The organism is Rothia nasimurium (genome assembly GCF_014217215.1).
In the GTDB taxonomy this organism is placed as follows: Bacteria; Actinomycetota; Actinomycetes; order Actinomycetales; family Micrococcaceae; genus Rothia; species Rothia avistercoris.
Genome location: NZ_CP056080.1, coordinates 2,023,513 through 2,044,013, shown reverse-complemented (window position 1 = coordinate 2,044,013; position 20,501 = coordinate 2,023,513). Strand labels below are relative to the sequence as shown.

The window sequence follows — 20,501 nt, the reverse complement described above, 5'->3', positions numbered from 1 at the left end:
TAGGCATGCCTAGACCGGTCCTAGAATACCCTGTAGCACCACTTTAGGGGGTGTTACCCCTCTCTGACCACTGCAAGCGCAACTATTACACGCAGATGAACGGATGCCCGCGCCCGGCTTGGGACCTTGAGCCGCTGGGCTGCACCCCTGGCCGGTCTGCCCTGCTGATCCCGGTAGCAAAACCGGTATGAGAAACTAGAAACTATGACACATGCAGGCTCGGTAGCAGACTCCCACACCCCCCTTCCTCCTATCGAGGAACGTATCGCTGTAGAACTCGGCGCCCGGGCCGACCAGGTGCGCTCAGCCATAGCCCTGCTCGATGACGGGGCCACCGTGCCCTTCATCGCCCGCTACCGCAAGGAAGCCACCGGCGGGCTCGACGACGCTCAACTGCGTAGCCTGGCCGAACGCCTGCGCTACCTGCGGGAACTCGAAGAGCGCCGGGCAGCCATTGTGCAGACCCTCCACGAACGCGCCCTGCTCACCGACGAGCTGGCCGCCGCGCTGGCGTCCGCCCCGACTAAAAATGAGCTCGAAGTGCTCTACGCCCCCCACAAGACTAAGCGCAAGACCCTGGCTTTTCTTGCCCGTGAGGCCGGGTTGGACTCCCTGGTTGAAGACCTGCTTGAAGTTCCCTTCGCCCCCACCGCCGATATCGCTGATGCCTACGTCGAACCTGAACTAGCCGATGCCGAACCCGGAACCGTTGAGGCTACCGTTGCATCGGTCGATAACGCCCTAGACGGGGCCCGGGCCATCTTGATTGAGCAGGCCATGACCGACCCCGCCCTGGCCGAAACCCTCCGCCAGCGCTTCGTACGCCGCGGCGTCATCACCTCCCGCCTGATTCCCGGTCAGCAGGACGCCGGTGCCAAGTTCAGCGACTACTTCGAGTTCAACGAAGAGATCCGCCGCATCCCCTCCCACCGGGTGCTGGCCCTGCTCCGCGCCGAAAAAGAAGGCGCCGTTAAGGTCAGTTTCGATGTGGACGTGCTGCCCCCGGCCAAGTCCTCCCTCAAGGGTGCCGCCCGCGAAGCTGCCGAAATTCTGGCCGAAGAATACGATCGGGAGCGCAGCTGGTACGAACGCACCGTGGCTGAGACCCTGGGGATCGGAGCCCAGGTACTCAACATGGTCTCTGACGAAACTATGGTCGTTGGCTGGCTAGCCAAGACCGTGCGCATCGCCTGGCGTCAGCGCCTACTACCCCGCTTCGCCGCAGAAGCCCGAACCTCCCTCTTCGAACAGGCGGAAAAGGACGCCATCGCCGTCTTCGCCTCGAACCTGCGCGATGTGCTGCTGGCAGCACCCGCTGGCTCCCGCACCACCCTTGGGCTCGACCCCGGGCTACGCACCGGCGTTAAGGTCGCTGTCATCGGGCAGACCGGTCAGGTGCTGGCCACCGACGTCATCTACCCCCACGCCCCCAGAAACCAGTGGCAGGCGTCCCTCGATACCCTCACCCAGTTGGTGCGCACCCACGGTGTAGAACTGGTTGCTATCGGCAACGGAACCGCCAGCCGCGAAACCGACAAGCTCGCCAGCGACCTCATCAAACAGTGCGCGGCTAACGGCTACCGGGGTCTTGAAAAAGTGGTGGTCTCCGAAGCGGGAGCCTCCGTCTACTCAGCCTCAGAGCTGGCCAGCCGCGAACTACCCGGCATGGATGTCTCCCTGCGCGGTGCGGTCTCTATCGCCCGCCGCCTGCAAGACCCCCTGGCTGAACTGGTCAAAATCGAACCCCAATCCATCGGCGTCGGCCAGTACCAGCACGATGTTTCACCGGCTGCCCTCACCCGCGCCCTCGACGGCGTGGTCGAAGACTCCGTCAACGCTGTGGGCGTACTCGTCAACTCAGCCTCCCCGGCTCTTCTTGCCCGGGTGGCGGGCTTCAACAAGACCATCGCCGAAAATATCGTTGCCTACCGCACCGAGCACGGCCCCTTCACCCGCCGCACCGACCTGCTCAAGGTGCCCCGCCTCGGCCCCAAGGCCTTCGAGCAGGCAGCCGGCTTCGTTCGCATCACCGACGGCAGTGAACCCCTGGACGCCTCGGGCGTACACCCCGAATCCTACGACCTTGCCCGCAAGATTGTGGCCGCAGCCGGCGGCTTCACCCAGGGCAAAGTCAGCGCAGACGCCCTCGCTGCCCTCAACCCGCGTGACTTCACCACAGCCACCGTCGGCATCCCCACCATCACCGACATCATCACCGAACTTTCTGCCCCCGGCCGCGACCCCCGCCCCACCTTCCGCACCGCCCGCTTCGAAGAGGGCATCGAAACGATCGCCGACCTTGCCCCCGGCATGATTCTTGAAGGAACCGTCTCCAACGTCGCGGCCTTCGGCGCCTTCGTCGACATCGGTGTGCACCAGGATGGCCTGGTGCACGTCTCGCAGATGAGCCGCGAGTTCGTCTCCGACCCCCACACCATCGTCAAATCTGGCGACATTGTGCAGGTCCGTGTGGTTGAGGCCGACCCCGCCCGTAAACGCATCTCCCTCTCCCTACTCCTCGAAGAGCCAGAACCTAAGGCCCGCAAGACGAGCGGACGCCGGCGCCGCTAGTCAAAACGGCAGGGCGGGGTACGGCTGCAACCAGCCCCCTAAAGGCCAGCTCCGAGCCAGCTGGCTGCCACCGCACCCCGCCCCTGCATTCTCCACAGCAAAGGACCTCACCATGAACCTGTCTCTGACCATGAACGATGGCCGCAGCATTCCCCAACTGGGCTTTGGTACCTGCCGTATCGCACCGGCTGCCACCGCAGCAGCAGTAGCAACCGCCCTCGACACCGGGTACCGTCACATCGACACCGCCACCATCTACAAGAATGAAGCGGGAGTGGGGCAGGCCTTGGCTGAATCTGGCCTACCCCGCGCTGAGCTCTTCGTGACCACCAAACTCTGGAATACCGACCAAGGCTACGACACCGCTATCGAAGCGGCCGAACGATCCCTGGAACTTCTGGGTCTGGACTACCTCGACCTCTACCTCATCCACTGGGCCCAGCCCGGTCTTGGTCGCTACCGGGCCTCCTGGGAAGCCCTGGTTGAGCTGCGCGAGCGCGAGCTGGTACGCTCCATCGGCGTCTCCAACTTCACCGACACCCAGCTTGACCAGATCATCGGCGACACCGGCGTCACCCCGGCAGTCAACCAGATTGAACTGCACCCCTACCTCACCCAAACCAGTATGCGGGCAGAAAACTCAGCCCGCGGCGTCCTCACCGAAGCCTGGAGCCCTCTCGGCAACGGCTTGGTGCTGACCGACCCCGCCCTGCAAGAGCTCGCAGGCGGACGCGGTATCGGGGTAGCCGAACTGGTACTGGCCTGGCACCTGGCCGTAGGTAACGTGGTTATCCCCAAGACCGAAACACCCGCCCGCATGGCCTCAAACCTGGCGGTGCAGGGCACGGAACTAACCCCTGACGAGATAGCGGCTATCGAAGCCCTGCACCGCAACCACCGTCTCGGCGGAGACCCTGCCGAAGGTGACCTGGGCGCCCCCGAATACAGCGACCGGCGCACGTTCACCCCTACCGAACAGGCTAGGGGGCTAACAGAAGAGCGGACTAGAGAGGGGTGTGACCGTGCATACTCGAAAGGAAAAACTATGACTGAGTCACCCCTTCTTACCTTCAACGACGGCAACAGCATCCCCCAGCTGGGCTACGGCGTCTGGCAGGTAGAAAACGACACCGCCGAAAAGGTCGTCGGCCTGGCCCTTGAAGCCGGCTACCGCCACATCGACACCGCCAAAATCTACGGCAATGAAGAAGGCACCGGCAAGGCAATTGCTGACTCCGGCGTAGCTCGCGAGGACGTTTTCCTCACCACCAAGATCTGGAACGACGACCAGGGCTACGAGCAGACCCTTAAGGCGGCGGACGAGTCCCTGGCCCGCCTGGGCACCGACTACGTCGACCTGCTCCTGGTTCACTGGGCTAAGCCCTCCCAGGGTCTCTACACCGAGACCTGGAAGGCCCTCATCGAACTGCAGAAGCAGGGCAAGGCCAAGTCCATCGGCGTCTCTAACTTCCCCGAAGAGCAGCTGCGTGAAATCGTCGCCGAAACCGGCGTCGTGCCCGCTATCCACCAGATTGAGCTGCACCCCTACTTCGCCCAGGAAAACCTGCGCGAGGTCCACGCAGAACTTGGCATTGTCACCCAGGCATGGAGCCCCCTGGGCAACCGCTCCGACCTGCTGGATAACCCCGTGATTGGCGAAATTGCCAAGGCTCATGACGCCACCCCCGCCCAGGTTGTGCTGGCCTGGCACCGAGCCCACGGTATCGTGGCTATCCCCAAGTCGGTTACCCCCGAGCGTATCGTCTCTAACTTCGAGTCCCTGAAGGTGGCCCTGACCGGCGATGAGGTTTCAAAGATTGACGCGCTCTCATCGGCCGAAGGCCGTATCGGCCCCGACCCGGCAGATATCGACTTCTAGGAGTCAACGATAGGCTGCTGCCGTGTTTCGGGGATAGGCTCTGGTACGTAGCGCCAGAGGGTAGGTACCGCCAGTGTTGCTAGGGCGATGGTGACCATCACCAGGGTTCCGCCGATAACCGCAGCTAAGGGGGCGCCCACCAGCTCGGCGGCACCGCCTACAAAGGCCATGCCCAGGTTGGGGCCGCCCGCAACCGTGATGATGAAGAGCCCCTGTAGGCGTCCGCGCAGGGCGTCGGGGGTGGCTACCTGAATAATGGTGGAGCGGTAGACCGACCCCAGGGCGTCTGCCCAGCCCATGAAAGCCAGCGCCGCAAAAGCCAGGCTGAGCGGCAGCAGATTTTCGGCGATGGAGGCGCTGGGCAGGCGCCCTTCATAAGCCCAGGCGATAAGCCCGAAGGCGATAAAGCCCAGCCCCCACCCGGTGTAGCTGAGGGTGAGGAAGCGCCCCTGGCGGCGGACGTCCTTGAGGAAGCCAGAGAAAGACACCCCCAGCAGGGCACCCACGGGGCCGGCAGCTAGCAGCAGGCCGGCTCCGGCTTCACCGCCGCCGAAGGTCAGGGCGGCCAGCGCCGGGATGAGCGGGCGGGCCTGGGCGAAGAACATACCGAGTAGGTCCACCACAAAGGTCATGCCCACGACCGTGTTGCGCCGCACGAACCCCAGCCCCTCGCGGATTGAGGTCAGGACGGACGGACGCGCCGCCCCGCTCTGCTCCGGGAGCATGGCCGGGAGCCTGTAGAGGGCCCAGATGCCAACGGTCATCGCGAAAACGTTGATGGAGTAGGTGAGTTGGTAGCCGACGGAGGCTACGAGCAGGCCGCCGATAAGGGGCCCGGTGCTCATGCCCAGGGTGCCTACCGACATCATGAGGGTGTTGGCTGCCGGGAGCAGGCGGGGTTTGATGAGACGGGGGATAATGGCCCCACGGGCTGACTGGTTGATGGGCTGGAGCAGGGATTCTGCGGCGATGAGGGCGTAGAGTACCGCCACGCTGTGGATGTTGAGCCAGGCGTGTAGGGCGATGAGTACGGTGACGCCCCACATGCCGAGGGTGGCTGTGAGGGCGACCTTGCGCCGGTCGTAGCGGTCGGCGATCACACCACCGTAGAGCCCGCCAATGACCAGGGGCACTACCGATACCAGACCCACCAGGCCCACGGCCCCGGCGGAACCTGTGAGCGCGTAAATTTCGAGGGCGATTGCCACGCTGGTGATGGCAAAGCCGATGGTTGAGAAGAGCCCGCCGAGCCAGATGCGTCTGAAATCGGGGGAGTAGGTGAGCGGGGTGAAGTCCATGAGAATCTTGCCCATGGCTACTCTCCTGTCTTCTCTGAGGCGGTGCCCTGCCCGGCGTCCGGTTCTGGGGCAGCCAGCAGGTCGCGTATCTGGGCTGCGGTGAGCTGGGAGGCAAAGAAGGCCCCCTCATCGACCACCGCGTCAAAGAGGGCCGCCTTGGATTCTTTGAGTTCCATGACCTTCTCCTCGATGGTGCTCGCTGAGACCAGGCGGTAGACCATGACGTTCTTGGTCTGCCCGATGCGGTGCACACGGTCAACGGCCTGCTGTTCGGCAGCCGGATTCCACCAGGGGTCCATGATGAAGCAGTAGTCGGCGCTGGTCAGGTTCAGGCCGAAGCCGCCTGCTTTGAGGGAGATCAGGAAGACGGGAGCGGTGCCCGACTCGAATTCTTCGAGCAGCTCCCCGCGGTTGCGGGTGGAGCCGTCCAGGTAGAGGAAGGGAATCCCCATGTCAGAGAGCCTGCCTGCGACCTTCTTGAGGTAGCCGGTGAACTGGCTGAAAATCAGGGCCCGGTGGCCGTCGTGGATAATTTCGGGCAGGTTCTGCTCCAGGTAGTCCAGCTTGGACGACTCCACCCCGGCGTAACGCTCGGCATCAATCAGGGTGGCATCCAGTGCCAGGCGGCGCAGGGTTGTGAGGGACTGGAAGATGGTGAAGCGGTTCTTGTCGATGTCTTCCAGCAGGCCCAGGATCTTCTGGCGCTCGCGCTGCAGGTGGGTGTCGTAGGCCCGGCGGTGAGCCGGGGCCAGGGGCACATCGATGCGCATATCGGTCTTCTCGGGCAGGTCGGCGGCCACGAGTTCCTTGGTGCGGCGCTTCATGAGCGGACGGATGCGACGGCGCAGTCTGCCCAGGGCCTTGGTTTCTTCACCGGATTCGATGGGGGTGGCGTAGACGTCCTTGAAGGCGCGGGCGGAGGGGAAGAGGCCGGGGGCGGCAATGGAGAACATGGACCACAGCTCCATGAGGTTGTTCTCCATGGGGGTGCCGGTTACCGCAATCTTGACGCGGGCAGGCAGGTAGCGGGCGGCCTGGTGGGCCTTGGTCTTAGCGTTTTTGACGAACTGGGCTTCATCGAGCACCAGCCCCTCGAAGGGCTGCTGGCTTCCTAGGTCAAAGTAGTGTTCTTCATCGATGCGGAAGAGGGCGTAGCTGGTCACCACCACGTCGGCTGAGGCGATGGTATCGGCCAGGCGCTGTTTAGATTTCCGTACCGACTCTTCAACGCCGACAACCCGTAAGGAGGGCGCAAAGCGTTTGATTTCCCGCACCCAGTTGGGCACCACCGAGGTGGGGGCAACCACCAGGAAGGGGGCGGACGCGTCTGCCCCGGCTTCCGCCCCACCCAGCTGACCGGCGGCGTCCTGCCCCTTTTCCTGGGCATGCAGGAAGAGGGCGATGGTTTGCAGGGTCTTGCCCAGACCCATATCATCGGCCAGCACGCCGCCTAAGCCGTGCTCCCAGAGGAAGGCTAGCCACTGGTAGCCCTCCACCTGGTAGGGGCGCAGGGTGGCCTGTAGGCCGGTGGGCACCTCGGCGGGGGAGTGGCCATCGAGGTTGAGCAGGGCCGAAACCTGCTCGTCCCAGGCGGCTACGGTCTGGGTTTCGGCGGCGAGCTCTTCGAGTTCCTCCCACAGGCCCACCTGGTGGCGGTTGATTTCAAGCGGCCCGGTTTTATCGGTGAGCTGGGCGGCTTCGCGCAACAGCTCTTGTAATTTCATGAATTCGGGCCGGTCAAGGGCAAAGTATTGGCCGTTGCCCAGGAGCAGGTGGGTTTGGCCCTTGGCCAGGGCAGCAACGACCTCTGAGAAGGCCACATGCCAGTCCCCGGCCTTGATAGCGACGCCCAGCCCGAACCAGTCTCGGCGGCGGGTGTCGTCCACCGTCACGATAATTTCGGGGGCTTCGTCAAGCTCACGGAACTCAGGTTTCGGGCCCCTGATATCAACCCGCACACCCTCAACCTGCTCGTAGTCGGGCACATAGGTTTCGAGCAGGGTGCGGGTGCCCCAGTTCTCGGTGTAGTGGCGGGTGAAGGGCACGCCGGGGCGAATCTTTTTAACCTCTTTGAGCACCCGGTACTCGTGGGCGGTATCGCGCACATCGGCCCGGTCTTCGCCGGGGTAGCCCAGGGCATCGAGCCTCAGAAAGTCGCTGTCGTCGCCGGTGGGGTTGACCGGGTACTCCCAGTGCCAGGCGGTGTGGGCGGTGAAGGGCGGGCCCGGCTCGTCAAAGGCAATGCTCAGCACCAGGGTGGGCATACGGACGGCAGGCAGCTCAAGCTCTTCGCTACTTGTTGAGATGGGCAGGGCCCGAGTGAGGGCAGGGTAATAGTCGGCAAAGAAGGCGGGGACGTCGGCAGCAGGCACAGTGACCGGCTCACCGGATATCAGGGATTCGGCAACCGCATCCAGCGGCTCAGCTAAGGGAATGAGCACCAGCTCGGAGTCGGCAGCGAGCCAGGAGGGGCGGTCCGCGGGCGCTACGTCCTCAGCCTGGGCAAGAGCCGAGGGCAGGGTGGAGTCCCAGCGGGCAGCGGTCGCAGCCTTCACATAGGCCTCCTGGGCCGCCCCGCCCAGAGCGATAAAGCCCTGCCGGTTACTGCCCAGCTTGTGGGTAAAACTAGCGGGCAGGGTGTAGGCCCCCCAGCGGAGCAGGGGAGTCAGGCGCAGGGCATCGGCGGAAGACCCCCGCTCGGGTACCGGTTCAAGGGCCAGTTCAACCTGGGGAGCGCTCGCGATAGCCAGGCCGGTTTCTTTGCCGTCTAAGAGGACAGACAGACCCACCTCGCTAGCAGATTCCAGCATCTGCCAGAGCAGGGAAGAATCCACATTTGAGATAGAAGCCCAGTCGCGGTGGGAGGAATAGATGGACTGGGAACCCCGAATCACCGCGTAAAACTCATTGAACCAGGCCGCGTGCTCGGGGAGCAGACCGGTTCCAGCCGACCCTGCGGCAGAGCCCGAAAACTTCTCCCAGCTCAAACCGCCCTTAATCCACTTGCCGCGGGCCCCCATCATCAGGGGCCGCGCTTCAAGCGACACACGGGGCGCCCCGATGTTCTTGGTCCACCCGTACTTACCGGGCACCACCAGACGCACATCAAGGGCACCGGTCACCCGGTGATTGCGGCTATCGTAGCTGGGGCGGGCAGCAAGAGAATGGGCCAGGGACCGCCGCCAAGCCGGCAGGGACTGCCCAGCCCGAGCACCGGCGTCCGCCTGCTCCTCGGTACCGGCGCTCGCCTGCTCGCCCCGGTGTTCCCGCAGCAGATCCGCAGCCCGCTGCAGGCCCACAGTATCGGCCATCTCCAGGATTTCCTGCACCTTCTCGTCGGTGCTCGCTGTGGTCTTCCAGGTACTTGAGGACGCCGTCATAGCCCGCTTGGCCTTGGCCGTACGGTCGATTGCGGTCAACATCAGCGCCACCGCATGCTTGCAGTTGTGGGCCACCGGGCAGGAACAGGTCGCCGAAAAAGCATAGGATCCCGCGGTGACCTCCGCGGGGAAAGCCACCCGCGCGGTGTAGGGGGCAGAACCCGAGCCAGCCACCTGCCCCTCCAGAACCCGCGCCTGCTCGTCATAGGTGTAACGAATAACGTTACCCTCCCGCATATACCGCTGCCCCCGCGTGTAGGCACCAGAGCCCACCTGCCGAATAATGGCGGGGGCTGTCACCGGGATTTCAGGGAAAGAAGTAGACACAGGCACACCTTCACAACAGAGCAAATACCTAGTCTTCTAGCGTATCGCACCGCCTTACCCACAGCGCCTACGGGCTGGTTCGTCACAGTAAGAAAAATTTCTGAGACCGGTGTTTACAGAAGCGCCAACAGCGGGTTATGCTTTTACCAGCTTCAAGAGATTCAACTGTCAAGCTCCGACTTTGGTTGAACGCCAACCCCATGTTCACGGGTGGCTCGGATGACGAAGCGGTCTGCATCGCGCATTTCGGCGCTGTTTGGTGCAGGCAAGAGCAAGTTTCGAAAGGAATGCGCACTTTACGCGCAACGACGGCATGTCAAACGCTCGACCTCACGCCCACCGTCCTCACATCACCGTTCAGAAGAACATCTCTGCTGCCTCTGTACCCGCCCGCGGCGGCTACACCGCAATGAGCATCCAGGACTACACCCGCATCTCCAACGAGCGCAGCGAATTCCTCAACTTCCTGCTGGCCCCCAACCCCAGCGGTATCCCTGCAACTGAGTACGGTGTTCTGAAAGCTGCATGAGCCAGGTAGGTCTGCTTCTCGATTCCGATGTCCTTGCTGAAATCCGCAAGGCCACCCCGCACCCGCAGGTAGTGAACTGCCTGCGCCGCCGCTCCTACCGCACCATGTACATCTCGGTGCTCAGCCTCGGTGAACTCAAGGGGCTTTACCCCTACCCAGAAACCGAACGCTGGCTCGCTGAGCTCATGGACCGCTTCGACTCTCACGTACTAGAAGTCGATGCGAAGGTATCACTGGAGTGGGCCGGACGCCACGCCGAGAAGCACCTTCACCTGGTGGGTGGGCAGCGCCCCGCCCCCCTCGCCACAGCAGCCCTTGAGGGTCTGATGGCTGCCACCGCGACCGTCCACCAGCTTGAGATTATTTCGGGCAAGGCCGAGATTTATAAGTCCTGGGGCGTCCCGGCGGTGGATCCCTGGGAAGACTAGAGCCCGCAACATAGGTTCCACAGGCTCACAGCGAGCGTGAGCCTGCAAAACCTTTAGTAATCTCGCGTTCTTGCTATTGCGGCTGCCACCAGCCGGCGGGGTAGCACCCGTGCGGCTGCGACCGTTAGTTTGTAGGGTAAGGACGGCACACAGATCGGCTTACCTGCCGTGACCGCAGCGATACCTTCGGCAACAACCCGTTGGGGGCTCAGCCATAAGAAGCCCGGTAGGCGGGGCTCGCCCTGGCCCATGGCGTCGTGGAACTCCGAGCGGGTTAGACCCGGGCATAGGGCTGTCACATGGATACCCCGGTGCGAATATTGCAGGTGGGCGGATTCTGAGGCCACCACCAGGAAACATTTAACTGCCGAGTAGGTTCCGCCGGGGGTAAAGGCTGCCACCGAGGCGACGTTAATAATGCGGCCCCGCCCGCGCGGCAGCATGGCAACAATCGCTGTGTGCATGAGCTGGAGCGGAACCCTGGCCAGCACATCGACCTGGTCTAGGTGGCGTTCTACGGGCGCTGCATCAAAGCTCTTGCCGAGCCCAAAACCCGCATTATTGACCAGTATCTCAACGGGGTGCTCAACCTGCTGTAGGCGCTCAACCAGGCGGGCGACATCCTGCTCCACCAGCAAATCGGCAGGGATTACCTCAACGTCCACCGCGAACCTGTCGCGCAGCTGGCCCGCTAGGTCTTCTAGAGCCTTGGCCCGCCGGGCGGTGAGTACCAGGTTGTACCCGGCTACTGCATACTGGCGGGCAAACTCGGCGCCGATACCTGCCGAAGCGCCGGTAATCATCACATACGAAGTTTCACTGCTCATGGCTCCCACTCTACCGCCGGGGCGAGTTGGCCCGGTTATCTTCACCGCACTCTTACCCTGTATACCGGCGTCATCAGGCACACAACAGAGAAACATGACATGATGAAAGACGATGAATACCACCGCTCACCCCAAACGTTCCCTCCCTATGCCCCTGTGGCTGCAGGGCTCAGTTGAACTTGCCCTCGTGGCGCTGGCCTCCTACCTCACCGTCGTCCTGCTCCTGGTGGCGGTCTGGTACACCAACGGCTTCAACAGCAGCGGTACCCTAGCCGGTGCTGTCTCTGTGGCCGGGCACTTGTGGCTGCTGGTTCACGGCGTGCCCCTGAACATGAATATCCCCGAGCAGGGGGTCTTCTCAGCGGTGACCGGAACCATGAGCCTGGTACCCCTGGGCCTCACGCTGATCCCCCTAGCCCTCTGCTACCGCTCCGGCCGCCGCCTGGCCCGCGCCAGCTACGAGGGCCAGTTCTGGCAACCCCTGGCCGGTGGTCTTCTCGCCTACGCCGTGGTGGGCGCCGGGGTGAGCCTGCTGTCCACCAACGACTTCTTCTCAACCTCACCCGTCCTTGCCGCCCTGGTACCCCTCTGGGTAGCTGCCCTGGGCATCATCCTGGGCGGGTACGCCGAATCGCGCTCGCTAGCCGCCATGATCGGTGTGAACGCGGCCGACTGGGTGAAGAAATTCAGTCAGTATTCCCGCTGGGCAGGCTCCTACGTCTGGGCCCTGCTGAGGGCGGCCCTGGTGGGCGTACTGGCCTTTGTAGCCGGTGGCGCCCTGTTGCTGGTCGTCACCCTCTTCTGGCACTGGGACGACGTGGTCTCCCTTTATCAGACCCTGCACGCTGGTGCCGTCGGCGGCCTAGCCCTAACCCTGCTGCAGCTGGGTCTGCTCGTGAACCTGGTGGTCTACTCCATGGCGTGGAGCTCCGGCGCAGGCTTTGCCCTGGGCACCGGCACCTCCGTTGACCTGACCGGCACCAACGTGGGGGTCATGCCCTCCCTGCCGGTGCTGGGTGCGCTGCCGCACGCGTCCGAACCCTGGGGCTACCTGGCCCTTGCCGTGCCCCTAGCCGCAGGTGCCCTGGGCGGCTGGTGGTTCTTCCGCGAAGGCGAAAACCACTTTGACGAGTGGCTTTCCCTCAAGATTCGCTTCCGCTGGCTGTCCTGGACCCTCTCTACTCTGGGGCTTGCCGTCCTAACCCTGCTGCCGACCTTCCTGCTGACCACCCTGCTGGGCTGGGCCGCTAACGGGTCGCTGGGGCTGGGCCGCTTCACGGCTATCGGCCCGAACCCCCTCATCTTTGGGGCGTTCTCTGCCGTGCTGCTGGCGGCCGGCACCATGCTGGGGCTGGGCCTTGCCCACCTGTTGGTGCGCGACACCTCCGGTGAACTGGAGCGCTTTGCCCAGGCCAAGCCCACCCGCGAGCAGAAGCGCACAGCCCGCGCCGAGGCCAAGGCTCAGAAGGCAGCGGCCCGCGCTGAGCGTAAGGCAGAAAAAGCTGGGGCTAACCGGCCGGACGCCGCCCAGCCGGACGCCGTCCAGCCGGATGCCGCCGAGCAGGTAGACGCAGAACCGGGTGAGCTAGAGAGTCAGGACGCCGTTGGCAAGACCCCCGCTGAGGGCGGGTCGGTTGCGGCTTCCAGCGAGAAGGGCGCCGCTGCGCTGGCGCTGGCCCGCATCATGGCTGACCGTGAGCAGGCCCAGCCCGCCGAAAGTGATGAGCCCGCCGAGAGCGATGAGCCCGCCGAAAGTGATGAGCCAGCCGAGAGCGATGAAGCTGCTCCTGAGACTGAGGAAGTAGTGCCTGAAAACGAAGCTGCAGATACCGCATCTAGCGAAGCAGAAGCAACGGCTGCACCCGAGACTGAAACTGAAGAACCCGCTGTGCCCTTCCGGCCCGTGGTGAAGCGTCCTAAGTCCCTGCGTGCCCGCCGCCAAAAACGACTTGAAGAGCTGGCAGAAGGTACGGGTAAGGAAACTGAAGCTCAGTAAAAGATAGATAAAGGTATACCAGGCTCACGCTGGATGAAGCCCAGCAGATTCCGAGCGCGCGAGGAAATAAATCTGCGGGCGGAATAGGCGCAAGCCTGACCCTCACGCCCCGCCTAACGGCGGATTCCGTTCGCTCCTGTGTGCTCGCGCGCTCGCACCCGCTCACTTCATCGAGCCAGCAGCTTCGCTGCGAGCCTGGTATACCTCTACTCGAATTAAGACTTAGAAAGCTACTGTCCCATGAGCTGCTGCAGCAGGCCGTCGCTCATCTGCGAGGTGCACTGTTGCTGGCGGCTCAGGGTCATAGCCTGCTGCAGGCACTCCGCGTAGGCGATGGTGGCGTCCACAAAAATCAGCTGAACCAGCGCGGCGAAGCCCAAAAAGAGCGACCAGAGCATCACCATGATCATGAGCACCACCGAAAAAGCGGGAAACTTAGCCCCCACCATTTTTACCAGGGTCACCGCGGCAAGAGTGAAGGTCAGCACCGCCAGGGCCGCTGTTACCGCGGCAAACCAGCCCGGGTACGAGGTGCTAGCCACCGTAGCAACCATCGCCAAAAACGACAGGCGGGACCACACCTTGATATTCTCAAGCACACGATCAGAGGGCAGCTGGGCAGAAGGACGCACGGTGTCAGACATACCTACCACCTTACCGCGCCCTGCCACCAGCCTCGAACAGCGCAAACTACCGGTGTCTCAGCATGAAAACGCGGCAGTGTGTTGGCGCTCGCATGCGATAAACTTTTCTGTATGCGCATTGTGGTGATGGTGTCCGGCTCGGGCACAAATTTACAGTCCATTCTCGATTCCGTTGCAGATGGTCAGCTAACCGCCGATATCGTGGCGGTAGGAGCCGATAAGCCCTGCCTGGGCATAGAACGAGCCCAGGGTGCCGGGATTGAAACTTTCCTTGTAGAACCTGCGGACTTCTCCACCCGCGCCGACTGGAACCGGGCGCTGGAAGAAAAAATAGCGAGCTACGCCCCCGACTACATTGTCTTTGCCGGCTTCATGCGGATTGTCGATGCTCAGCTTGTGGAACGCTTCACCGGGCGCATCATTAATACCCACCCGGCTCTGCTCCCGTCCTTCCCAGGAGCCCACGGCGTCCGTGATGCCCTAGCCCACGGAGTCAAAATCAGCGGTGTGACCGTCCACCTGGTCGACGCGGGAGTTGATACCGGACCTATCCTGGCCCAGGCTGCCGTTCCCGTTCTTGACGGTGACACCGAAGAGAGCCTGCACGAACGTATCAAAGTGCAAGAACGCCAACTCCTGGTAGCCACCATAGCCTCCCTGGCGCAAGAGCCCACCGCCTAACCCTAGATGTAGCCCCACCCCGGGGCTGGGCCTAGGGTCGGGGCTCCAGATAAAGCGACTCACACTCAGGTAACAACCTGCCGGTACCCTCGCCGGCATACGAAACGGAGAACATCTGTGAGTCTCATTGAGCTCGACCGCCTACCTCTCAAACGCGCCCTTATCTCTGTCTATGACAAGACCGGGCTAGAAGACCTCGCTCGCGGCCTACACGAAGCCGGGGTAGCCCTGGTCTCCACCGGTTCAACCGCCTCCACCATCGCCGCAGCCGGCGTCCCCGTCACCGAAGTCTCCGACATCACCGGCTTCCCCGAATGCCTCGAAGGCCGCGTCAAAACCCTGCACCCCCGCGTCCACGCCGGCATCCTGGCAGACCGCCGCAAGCAGGAACACATCGACACCCTCAAAGACATGGAAATCGAGGCCTTCGACCTGGTCGTCATCAACCTCTACCCCTTCGTTGAGACCGTAGCCTCCGGCGCAGACCAGGACGCCATCATCGAAAAAATCGACATCGGCGGCCCCTCCATGGTGCGCGCAGCAGCCAAGAACCACGACGCCGTAGCCATCGTCGTCGACCCCGCCAAGTACGGCCAGGTCGTTGAAGCCGCCAAGGCCGGTGGCTTCAACCTGGCAGAACGCCGCCGCCTGGCGTCCGCCGCCTTCGCCCACACCGCCGCCTATGACACCGCCGTCGCCACCTGGACCGCAGCCCAGTTCGAACAAGACGAAGACACCAACTACTGGCCCCCCTTCGCCGGACTCGCCTTCGAACGCTCCGAATCCCTGCGCTACGGCGAAAACCCCCACCAGGCAGGCGCCCTCTACGTCGACCCCGCCGCAACCCCCGGCATCGCCCAGGCAGAACTGCTCGGCGGCAAAGCTATGAGCTACAACAACTACGTCGACGGCGACGCCGCCCTGCGCGCCGCCTACGACTTCGACGAACCCGCCGTCGCCATCATCAAGCACAACAACCCCTGCGGCATCGCCGTCGGCGCAGCAGACGCAGCCGACCCCATCGCCGACGCCCACGCCAAGGCCCACGCCTGCGACCCCCTCTCAGCCTACGGCGGCGTCATCGCAGCCAACCGCGAAGTCACCGCAGCCATGGCAGAAACCGTCAAGGGCATCTTCACCGAAGTCATCATCGCCCCCTCCTACGCCCCCGAAGCCCTGGAAATCCTGCAGACCAAAAAGAACCTGCGCATCCTCCAGCTACCCGAAGGCTTCGCCCGCGATACCATCGAATACCGCCAGGTCTCCGGCGGCGCTCTCTTCCAGGACGCCGACCGCCTGCACGCCGACGGTGACAAGGTCGAAAACTGGCAGCTCGTCGCCGGCGATGCCGCAGACGAAGCCACCCTCGCCGACCTCGAATTCGCCTGGAAGGCCCTACGCGCCGCCAAATCCAACGCCATCCTGCTCGCCAACGACGGAGCTGCCGTCGGCATCGGCATGGGCCAGGTTAACCGCGTTGACTCCTGCCGCCTCTCCGTCGAACGCGCCAACACCCTTGCAGAAGGCGCAGAACGCGCCCGCGGCTCCGTCGCAGCCTCAGATGCCTTCTTCCCCTTCGCCGACGGCCTCCAGGTACTCCTGGACGCCGGCGTCCGCGCAGTCGTGCAGCCCGGCGGCTCCATCCGCGATGAAGAAGTTATCGCTGCCGCCAAGGAAGCAGGAGTGACTATGTACTTCACCGGAGCTCGTCACTTCTTCCACTAAGCTTTTCAGCACGACGGAGCGAATATACCTTCGCCAGCTGACCCTCTTGGGCTCGCGCTGGGCGCTCGCCCAATTCACGCCAGCCCCAGCCAGCTGGCTCCGGTATATTCGCTCCGCCTCTGGTAGAACTAATAATCCGCAGTAAAAAGTCCGCCCCTCCACGTACGGAGGGGCGGACTTTTATCGTGCTATGTGAAGAACCCTACTGCTGCGCAGCTGCGTCCGAGACGCCGGTGAGGGCTTCAGTGAAGATGCGCTGCACGTCGGTGGGGGAAGACGCCATATGGGCCTCGCCGCCGACGCTCTGGGCGATGGTGGTCAGGGCGTTCATGTCGGCGTCCTCAGAGATACCGATCATGATGATGAAGACCGGGTTAGCAGGGTCCTGCTCAGCCTGAATGGTAGAAATCAAATCTTCCTGGCTAATTGAACCATCATCAAAGTTTTCACCGTCGGTCAGTACAATCACGGCATTTACCGAACCGTAGTCGTAGTTCTCCTTAGCGGAGCGGAAGGCAGCCAGGGTGGTGTCGTAGAGGGCAGTGAAGCCGTTGGGGTCAATGGTCGCGGCGATACCTGAGCCAGCCTCCTGCAGGAGCACCCGCTGGGTTTTCCCGTCTACAGTTTCTTCAAAGCCGCGCACGGGTACCAGCTCCTGGTAGTCAGAAACAGAACCGTCAGGCAGGGTGAGGTCACGGGAGAACTTCCACAGGCCCATAGAATCGCGGGCCGGGAAGAGCTGGGAACCTGCCAGCACCGACTCAACGGTGATATCCATCCGGGACTTGCCGGTACCAGCTACCGGCAGCAGCATGGAACCTGATGCGTCGAGCACAACCAGAGCATTCAGTGGCGCAGACTGCAGGGAGTAAGAAGTCCAGACCTGGGTGAGCACGTCCTGGTTACTGGGGGTCAGCGCAGCAAAACTACCGACGCTGTACTCGCCTTCTAGCTCCTGGCCGTCCGCCCCACGTAAACCGGCAGCTGTTAGGGCCTTCTTGCCGTCCTCACTGCCCATAAAGTCAATAATCTGCTGGGCGGCTTCATCGATAGTGGTGTTGTTGCTAGAGGACGCCTGGTAGAGGGGGTAGTTGAGGGCAAAAGAGCCATCGCCGGGTACAGCTGCGGTCAGCCCGGAATCTGCGTGGGTTGAAGCGTAAGCAGCGTAGTCAGCTTCGGTGACGATTGCGGCGTCCTTGGTGCCGTTATCCACATCGGTCAGCAACTCGGTAGCGCTCTGGGCGGCTTCAGTAACACCGATGCTCTGGGCACGCAGGGCGGTGCCGCTGGTGAGGTCCTCAAGGCTAACGGTACCCGCTGACGCCTCAGAGATACCGCCGAGCAGGGCCGCGAAAGCACCGGAGTCCTCCTTGGGGTCACCCATGCTGAGGGTGCCTTCAGCCTTGAGAGCTTCGAGCCAGGTGCCGTAGCTGGTGTTATCTTCTGACACGATGACGCCGGGAGTCTGGGCAAGAGACTCAGCAAGGGGGGTCAGGCCGGTGTTGGCTTCGCTCATGGCCAGCTCAGCGCGGGTGGTGGAGTCAGGAATCCAGAGGTTGGTGGTTGCTGTGCCGCTGGTTGACTCGGTGAGTACATCGCTGGCGGTCTTATTGGTGGTGATGTCGAGGGTGATACAGGTGCCCTCGTCCACGGGCATAGCCTTCAGCGCTGCTGCCATAGGTTCGGTGGTGGCTACGGTGACGGCCTGGGTGGTTGAGCAGGCAGCCGGAACGGTCTGGCCGCTGGTCGTTGACTGTTCCCTATCAGAGGTGATGTTGGTGTAGGCGATAGCGCCGCCGCAGAGCAAAATGACGGCTGCAGCGCCGGTGGCAATCCACTTGCGGCTATTCTTCTTCTGCTTCTCAATACGCTCTTGACGGCGCGATTTGGCGGTGTTCACCATGGGGTGGGTGCCTCTTCCCTAGTGCTGTGTGGTGGGGTGTGCGAGCGGGGGTCCCTCAGCAGGTGCGACTGATGAGGTACTCGCATGCGCGGCTAACTACTGCTGGGTAGTGCCGCTGGTTCGCCCTTTAGTGTAGCAAGAAAGGGGTGTTGGTGACGGGGTTTATAGGACGGTGGTGGTGGGCTGCTGTGCTTTAAAATGGGAGGGTGCCGAAAGTCAGTGAAGAGTATATGCGTTCCCGTCGTGCCGAGCTTGTTGCGGCTGCCCGCGCTGTGTTTATGCAGAAGGGGTATCAGCAGGCGTCGATGAGCGAGGTGATTGCTGCCTCGGGCTTATCTGCAGGGGCGATTTATAACCATTTCTCGGGGAAAACAGAGATTATGGCTGCGGCTGCCCGGGTAGATCTCTCTCAGTTTGAGGTGCGTAGCGATGAGCTGCCCTGGGAGTTTGTGGAACGCTGTCTGGTGACCTTGCAGGCCGATGAGCAGCTGACGCGGTTTTTGGCGATTACCTGGGGGGAGGCCGTGACGGTACCTGAGGTCGCTGAGGTTGTTGATGAACAGCTGGGCCTCTTGCGTTCCCGCGTGGTGGCGAGCTACCGGGCCTGGGCTGTGACAGAACTAGATTTTTCCCCCTCGGAGCTAGAAACCTGGTTACAGATGCTGGGCTCGGCGGTCCTGTCTGTGCTGACCGGATTTGTGGTGCAGGCCAGTACCATGCGCGACTTTAACGCCGAAAGCTACTTTGAATTTGCCCGCACTATTTTGCGGCAGGCCTAGCCTCCCTTTTTCCTGCGCGGACGCCGGTGAGCAGCTCACCGGCGTCCGCGCAGCTTAAAAGCGGGGGAGGGTAAAAACCTGAAAATTGTCTCAAATCTGCCGGGGCAGCGGGCTCTCGCTAGCTAGGTCACATACACTTAAAAGTAGAGTGCGCTCACACGCGCCGCTCGGTTAAAGCATCACGTGATCTTCTGTATCCCCTCGTACAGATAAGCAGAAGAAACTGATCCACCATACTCAAGGAAGTGGCATGACCAACCTTTCACCCAACGTCACCAACCTGCCCCTGGCCGAGGTAGACCCCGAGGTTGCTGAAGCTATTCAGCACGAGCAGGAACGCCAGCAGAACACCCTCGAAATGATTGCTTCAGAGAACTTCGCTCCCCGCGCTGTGCTTGAAGCTCAGGGCTCTGTTCTGACCAACAAGTACGCCGAAGGCTACCCCGGCCGCCGCTACTACGGCGGCTGCGAATTTGTTGACGTGGTGGAGCAGCTTGCTATCGACCGCGCCAAGGCCCTCTTCGGTGCCGACCACGCCAACGTACAGCCCCACTCCGGCGCGCAGGCCAACAACGCCGTCATGCACGCCCTGCTGACCCCCGGCGACAAGATTATGGGCCTGTCCCTGGCCCACGGCGGTCATCTGACCCACGGTATGAAGCTCAACGTCTCGGGCAAGCTCTACGAGGTTGTTGCCTACGGCGTGGACGAAGAAACCGGCCGCGTGAATATGGACGAGGTCCGCGAACTGGCCCTGGCCGAGAAGCCCAAGGTCATTATCGCCGGTTGGTCAGCCTACACCCGTCAGCTGGACTTCGCAGCCTTCCGCGCTATCGCCGACGAAATCGGTGCCTACCTCTGGGTTGATATGGCCCACTTCGCTGGCCTGGTCGCAGCTGGCCTGCACCCCAACCCCGTCCCTCACGCCCACGTGGTGTCCTCCACCGTCCACAAGACCCTGGCAGGCCCCCGCTCCGGCTTCATCATGTGTGTTGAGGACCTGAAGAAGAAGATCGACTCGGCTGTCTTCCCCGGCCAGCAGGGCGGCCCCCTCATGCACGCTATCGCCGGTAAGGCTACCGCCTTCAAGATTGCTGCTTCCGACATGTTCAAGGACCGCCAGGCCCGCACCCTCGAAGGCGCCAAGATTCTGGCTGACCGTCTGAACCAGGCCGACATGGCAGAGGCCGGCGTTAAGGTCATCTCCGGTGGCACCGACGTTCACCTGGTCCTGGTTGACCTGCGCGACGCCGAAATCAACGGCCGTGAGGCAGAAGATCTGCTGCACGAAGCCGGTATCACCGTCAACCGTAACGCAGTGCCTAACGACCCCCGTCCGCCCATGGTTACCTCCGGTCTGCGCATCGGCACCCCCGCCCTGGCAACCCGCGGCTTCGATGCTGAAGCCTTCACCGAAGTTGCCGACATCATCGCCGAAACCCTCAAGCCCGGCGTCGACGTCGCAGCCCAGCGCGAGCGCGTCACCGCCCTGTGCGAGAAGTTCCCCCTCTACTCCGGTATCGAGGAGTGGTAA

The 20,501-nt window shown here is 62.8% G+C and carries 14 protein-coding genes, 1 pseudogene and 1 riboswitch; of the genes and pseudogenes, 10 read left to right on the top strand and 5 right to left on the bottom strand.

Features of this window, described 5'->3' with window-relative positions; all coding sequences use genetic code 11:
• Positions 1 to 204: 204 nt before the first annotated feature.
• The 3 genes and pseudogenes from HWU94_RS09285 (at position 205) to HWU94_RS09275 (ending at position 4,450) form a co-directional block, all read left to right on the top strand.
• Positions 205 to 2,571, top strand: coding sequence for a Tex family protein (locus HWU94_RS09285; RefSeq protein WP_185173477.1), 2,367 nt, complete (start codon positions 205 to 207; stop codon positions 2,569 to 2,571).
• A gap of 112 nt (positions 2,572 to 2,683) precedes the next feature.
• Positions 2,684 to 3,493 (top strand): annotated as a pseudogene (locus HWU94_RS09280) (aldo/keto reductase); the annotation flags it as partial.
• 123 nt (positions 3,494 to 3,616) lie between these two features.
• Entirely contained in the window at positions 3,617 to 4,450 is an 834-nt protein-coding gene (locus HWU94_RS09275; RefSeq protein WP_185174846.1) for an aldo/keto reductase, read from the top strand.
• Here HWU94_RS09275 and HWU94_RS09270 read toward each other — a convergent pair.
• Complete coding sequence (locus tag HWU94_RS09270) at positions 4,447 to 5,763, bottom strand: MFS transporter (RefSeq protein WP_185173476.1); 1,317 nt, start codon at positions 5,761 to 5,763, stop codon at positions 4,447 to 4,449. The two genes, HWU94_RS09275 and HWU94_RS09270, sit on opposite strands and share 4 nt — an antisense overlap.
• 2 nt (positions 5,764 to 5,765) lie before the next feature.
• Positions 5,766 to 9,455, bottom strand: a complete 3,690-nt coding sequence (locus HWU94_RS11535) for a DEAD/DEAH box helicase (RefSeq protein WP_244955952.1) — start codon at positions 9,453 to 9,455, stop codon at positions 5,766 to 5,768.
• 150 nt (positions 9,456 to 9,605) lie between these two features.
• A riboswitch (SAM riboswitch) is annotated at positions 9,606 to 9,733 on the top strand.
• Between the two features lie 35 nt (positions 9,734 to 9,768).
• Between HWU94_RS11535 and HWU94_RS09260 the strand changes: the two genes are divergently transcribed.
• Positions 9,769 to 9,984 (top strand): nuclease PIN, encoded by a 216-nt coding sequence (locus HWU94_RS09260; RefSeq protein WP_083091505.1) that lies wholly within the window; start codon positions 9,769 to 9,771, stop codon positions 9,982 to 9,984.
• A complete protein-coding gene (locus tag HWU94_RS09255; RefSeq protein ID WP_185173475.1) occupies positions 9,981 to 10,412 on the top strand; it encodes a plasmid stabilization protein in 432 nt (143 codons plus the stop codon). The genes HWU94_RS09260 and HWU94_RS09255 overlap by 4 nt, the downstream gene beginning before the upstream one ends.
• Before the next feature lie 53 nt (positions 10,413 to 10,465).
• Here HWU94_RS09255 and HWU94_RS09250 read toward each other — a convergent pair whose 3' ends face one another.
• On the bottom strand, positions 10,466 to 11,239 hold the full coding sequence (locus HWU94_RS09250; RefSeq protein ID WP_185173474.1) for an SDR family oxidoreductase: 774 nt from the start codon (positions 11,237 to 11,239) through the stop codon (positions 10,466 to 10,468).
• A gap of 112 nt (positions 11,240 to 11,351) precedes the next feature.
• Between HWU94_RS09250 and HWU94_RS09245 the strand changes: the two genes are divergently transcribed.
• On the top strand, positions 11,352 to 13,235 hold the full coding sequence (locus tag HWU94_RS09245) for a DUF6350 family protein (protein WP_185173473.1): 1,884 nt from the start codon (positions 11,352 to 11,354) through the stop codon (positions 13,233 to 13,235).
• A gap of 230 nt (positions 13,236 to 13,465) precedes the next feature.
• Here HWU94_RS09245 and HWU94_RS09240 read toward each other — a convergent pair whose 3' ends face one another.
• A complete protein-coding gene (locus HWU94_RS09240) occupies positions 13,466 to 13,879 on the bottom strand; it encodes a hypothetical protein (RefSeq protein WP_185173472.1) in 414 nt (137 codons plus the stop codon).
• Between the two features lie 111 nt (positions 13,880 to 13,990).
• On the opposite strand from HWU94_RS09240, the gene purN reads away from it, so the two are divergent.
• Complete coding sequence (gene purN / locus HWU94_RS09235) at positions 13,991 to 14,560, top strand: phosphoribosylglycinamide formyltransferase (protein WP_185173471.1); 570 nt, start codon at positions 13,991 to 13,993, stop codon at positions 14,558 to 14,560.
• Positions 14,561 to 14,677: 117 nt separating this feature from the next.
• Entirely contained in the window at positions 14,678 to 16,285 is a 1,608-nt protein-coding gene (gene purH, locus HWU94_RS09230) for a bifunctional phosphoribosylaminoimidazolecarboxamide formyltransferase/IMP cyclohydrolase (protein WP_185173470.1), read from the top strand.
• 202 nt (positions 16,286 to 16,487) lie between these two features.
• Here purH and HWU94_RS09225 read toward each other — a convergent pair whose 3' ends face one another.
• Complete coding sequence (locus tag HWU94_RS09225; protein ID WP_185173469.1) at positions 16,488 to 18,188, bottom strand: substrate-binding domain-containing protein; 1,701 nt, start codon at positions 18,186 to 18,188, stop codon at positions 16,488 to 16,490.
• Positions 18,189 to 18,418: 230 nt separating this feature from the next.
• Here HWU94_RS09225 and HWU94_RS09220 point away from each other — a divergent pair, with 230 nt between their 5' ends.
• Together HWU94_RS09220 and glyA are read left to right on the top strand one after the other, a co-directional pair.
• On the top strand, positions 18,419 to 18,967 hold the full coding sequence (locus tag HWU94_RS09220) for a TetR/AcrR family transcriptional regulator (RefSeq protein WP_244955951.1): 549 nt from the start codon (positions 18,419 to 18,421) through the stop codon (positions 18,965 to 18,967).
• A 250-nt stretch (positions 18,968 to 19,217) separates the two neighbouring features.
• Positions 19,218 to 20,501 carry a serine hydroxymethyltransferase gene (gene glyA / locus HWU94_RS09215; protein ID WP_185173467.1) on the top strand — a complete coding sequence of 428 codons (1,284 nt, stop codon included), beginning with the start codon at positions 19,218 to 19,220 and terminating at the stop codon, positions 20,499 to 20,501.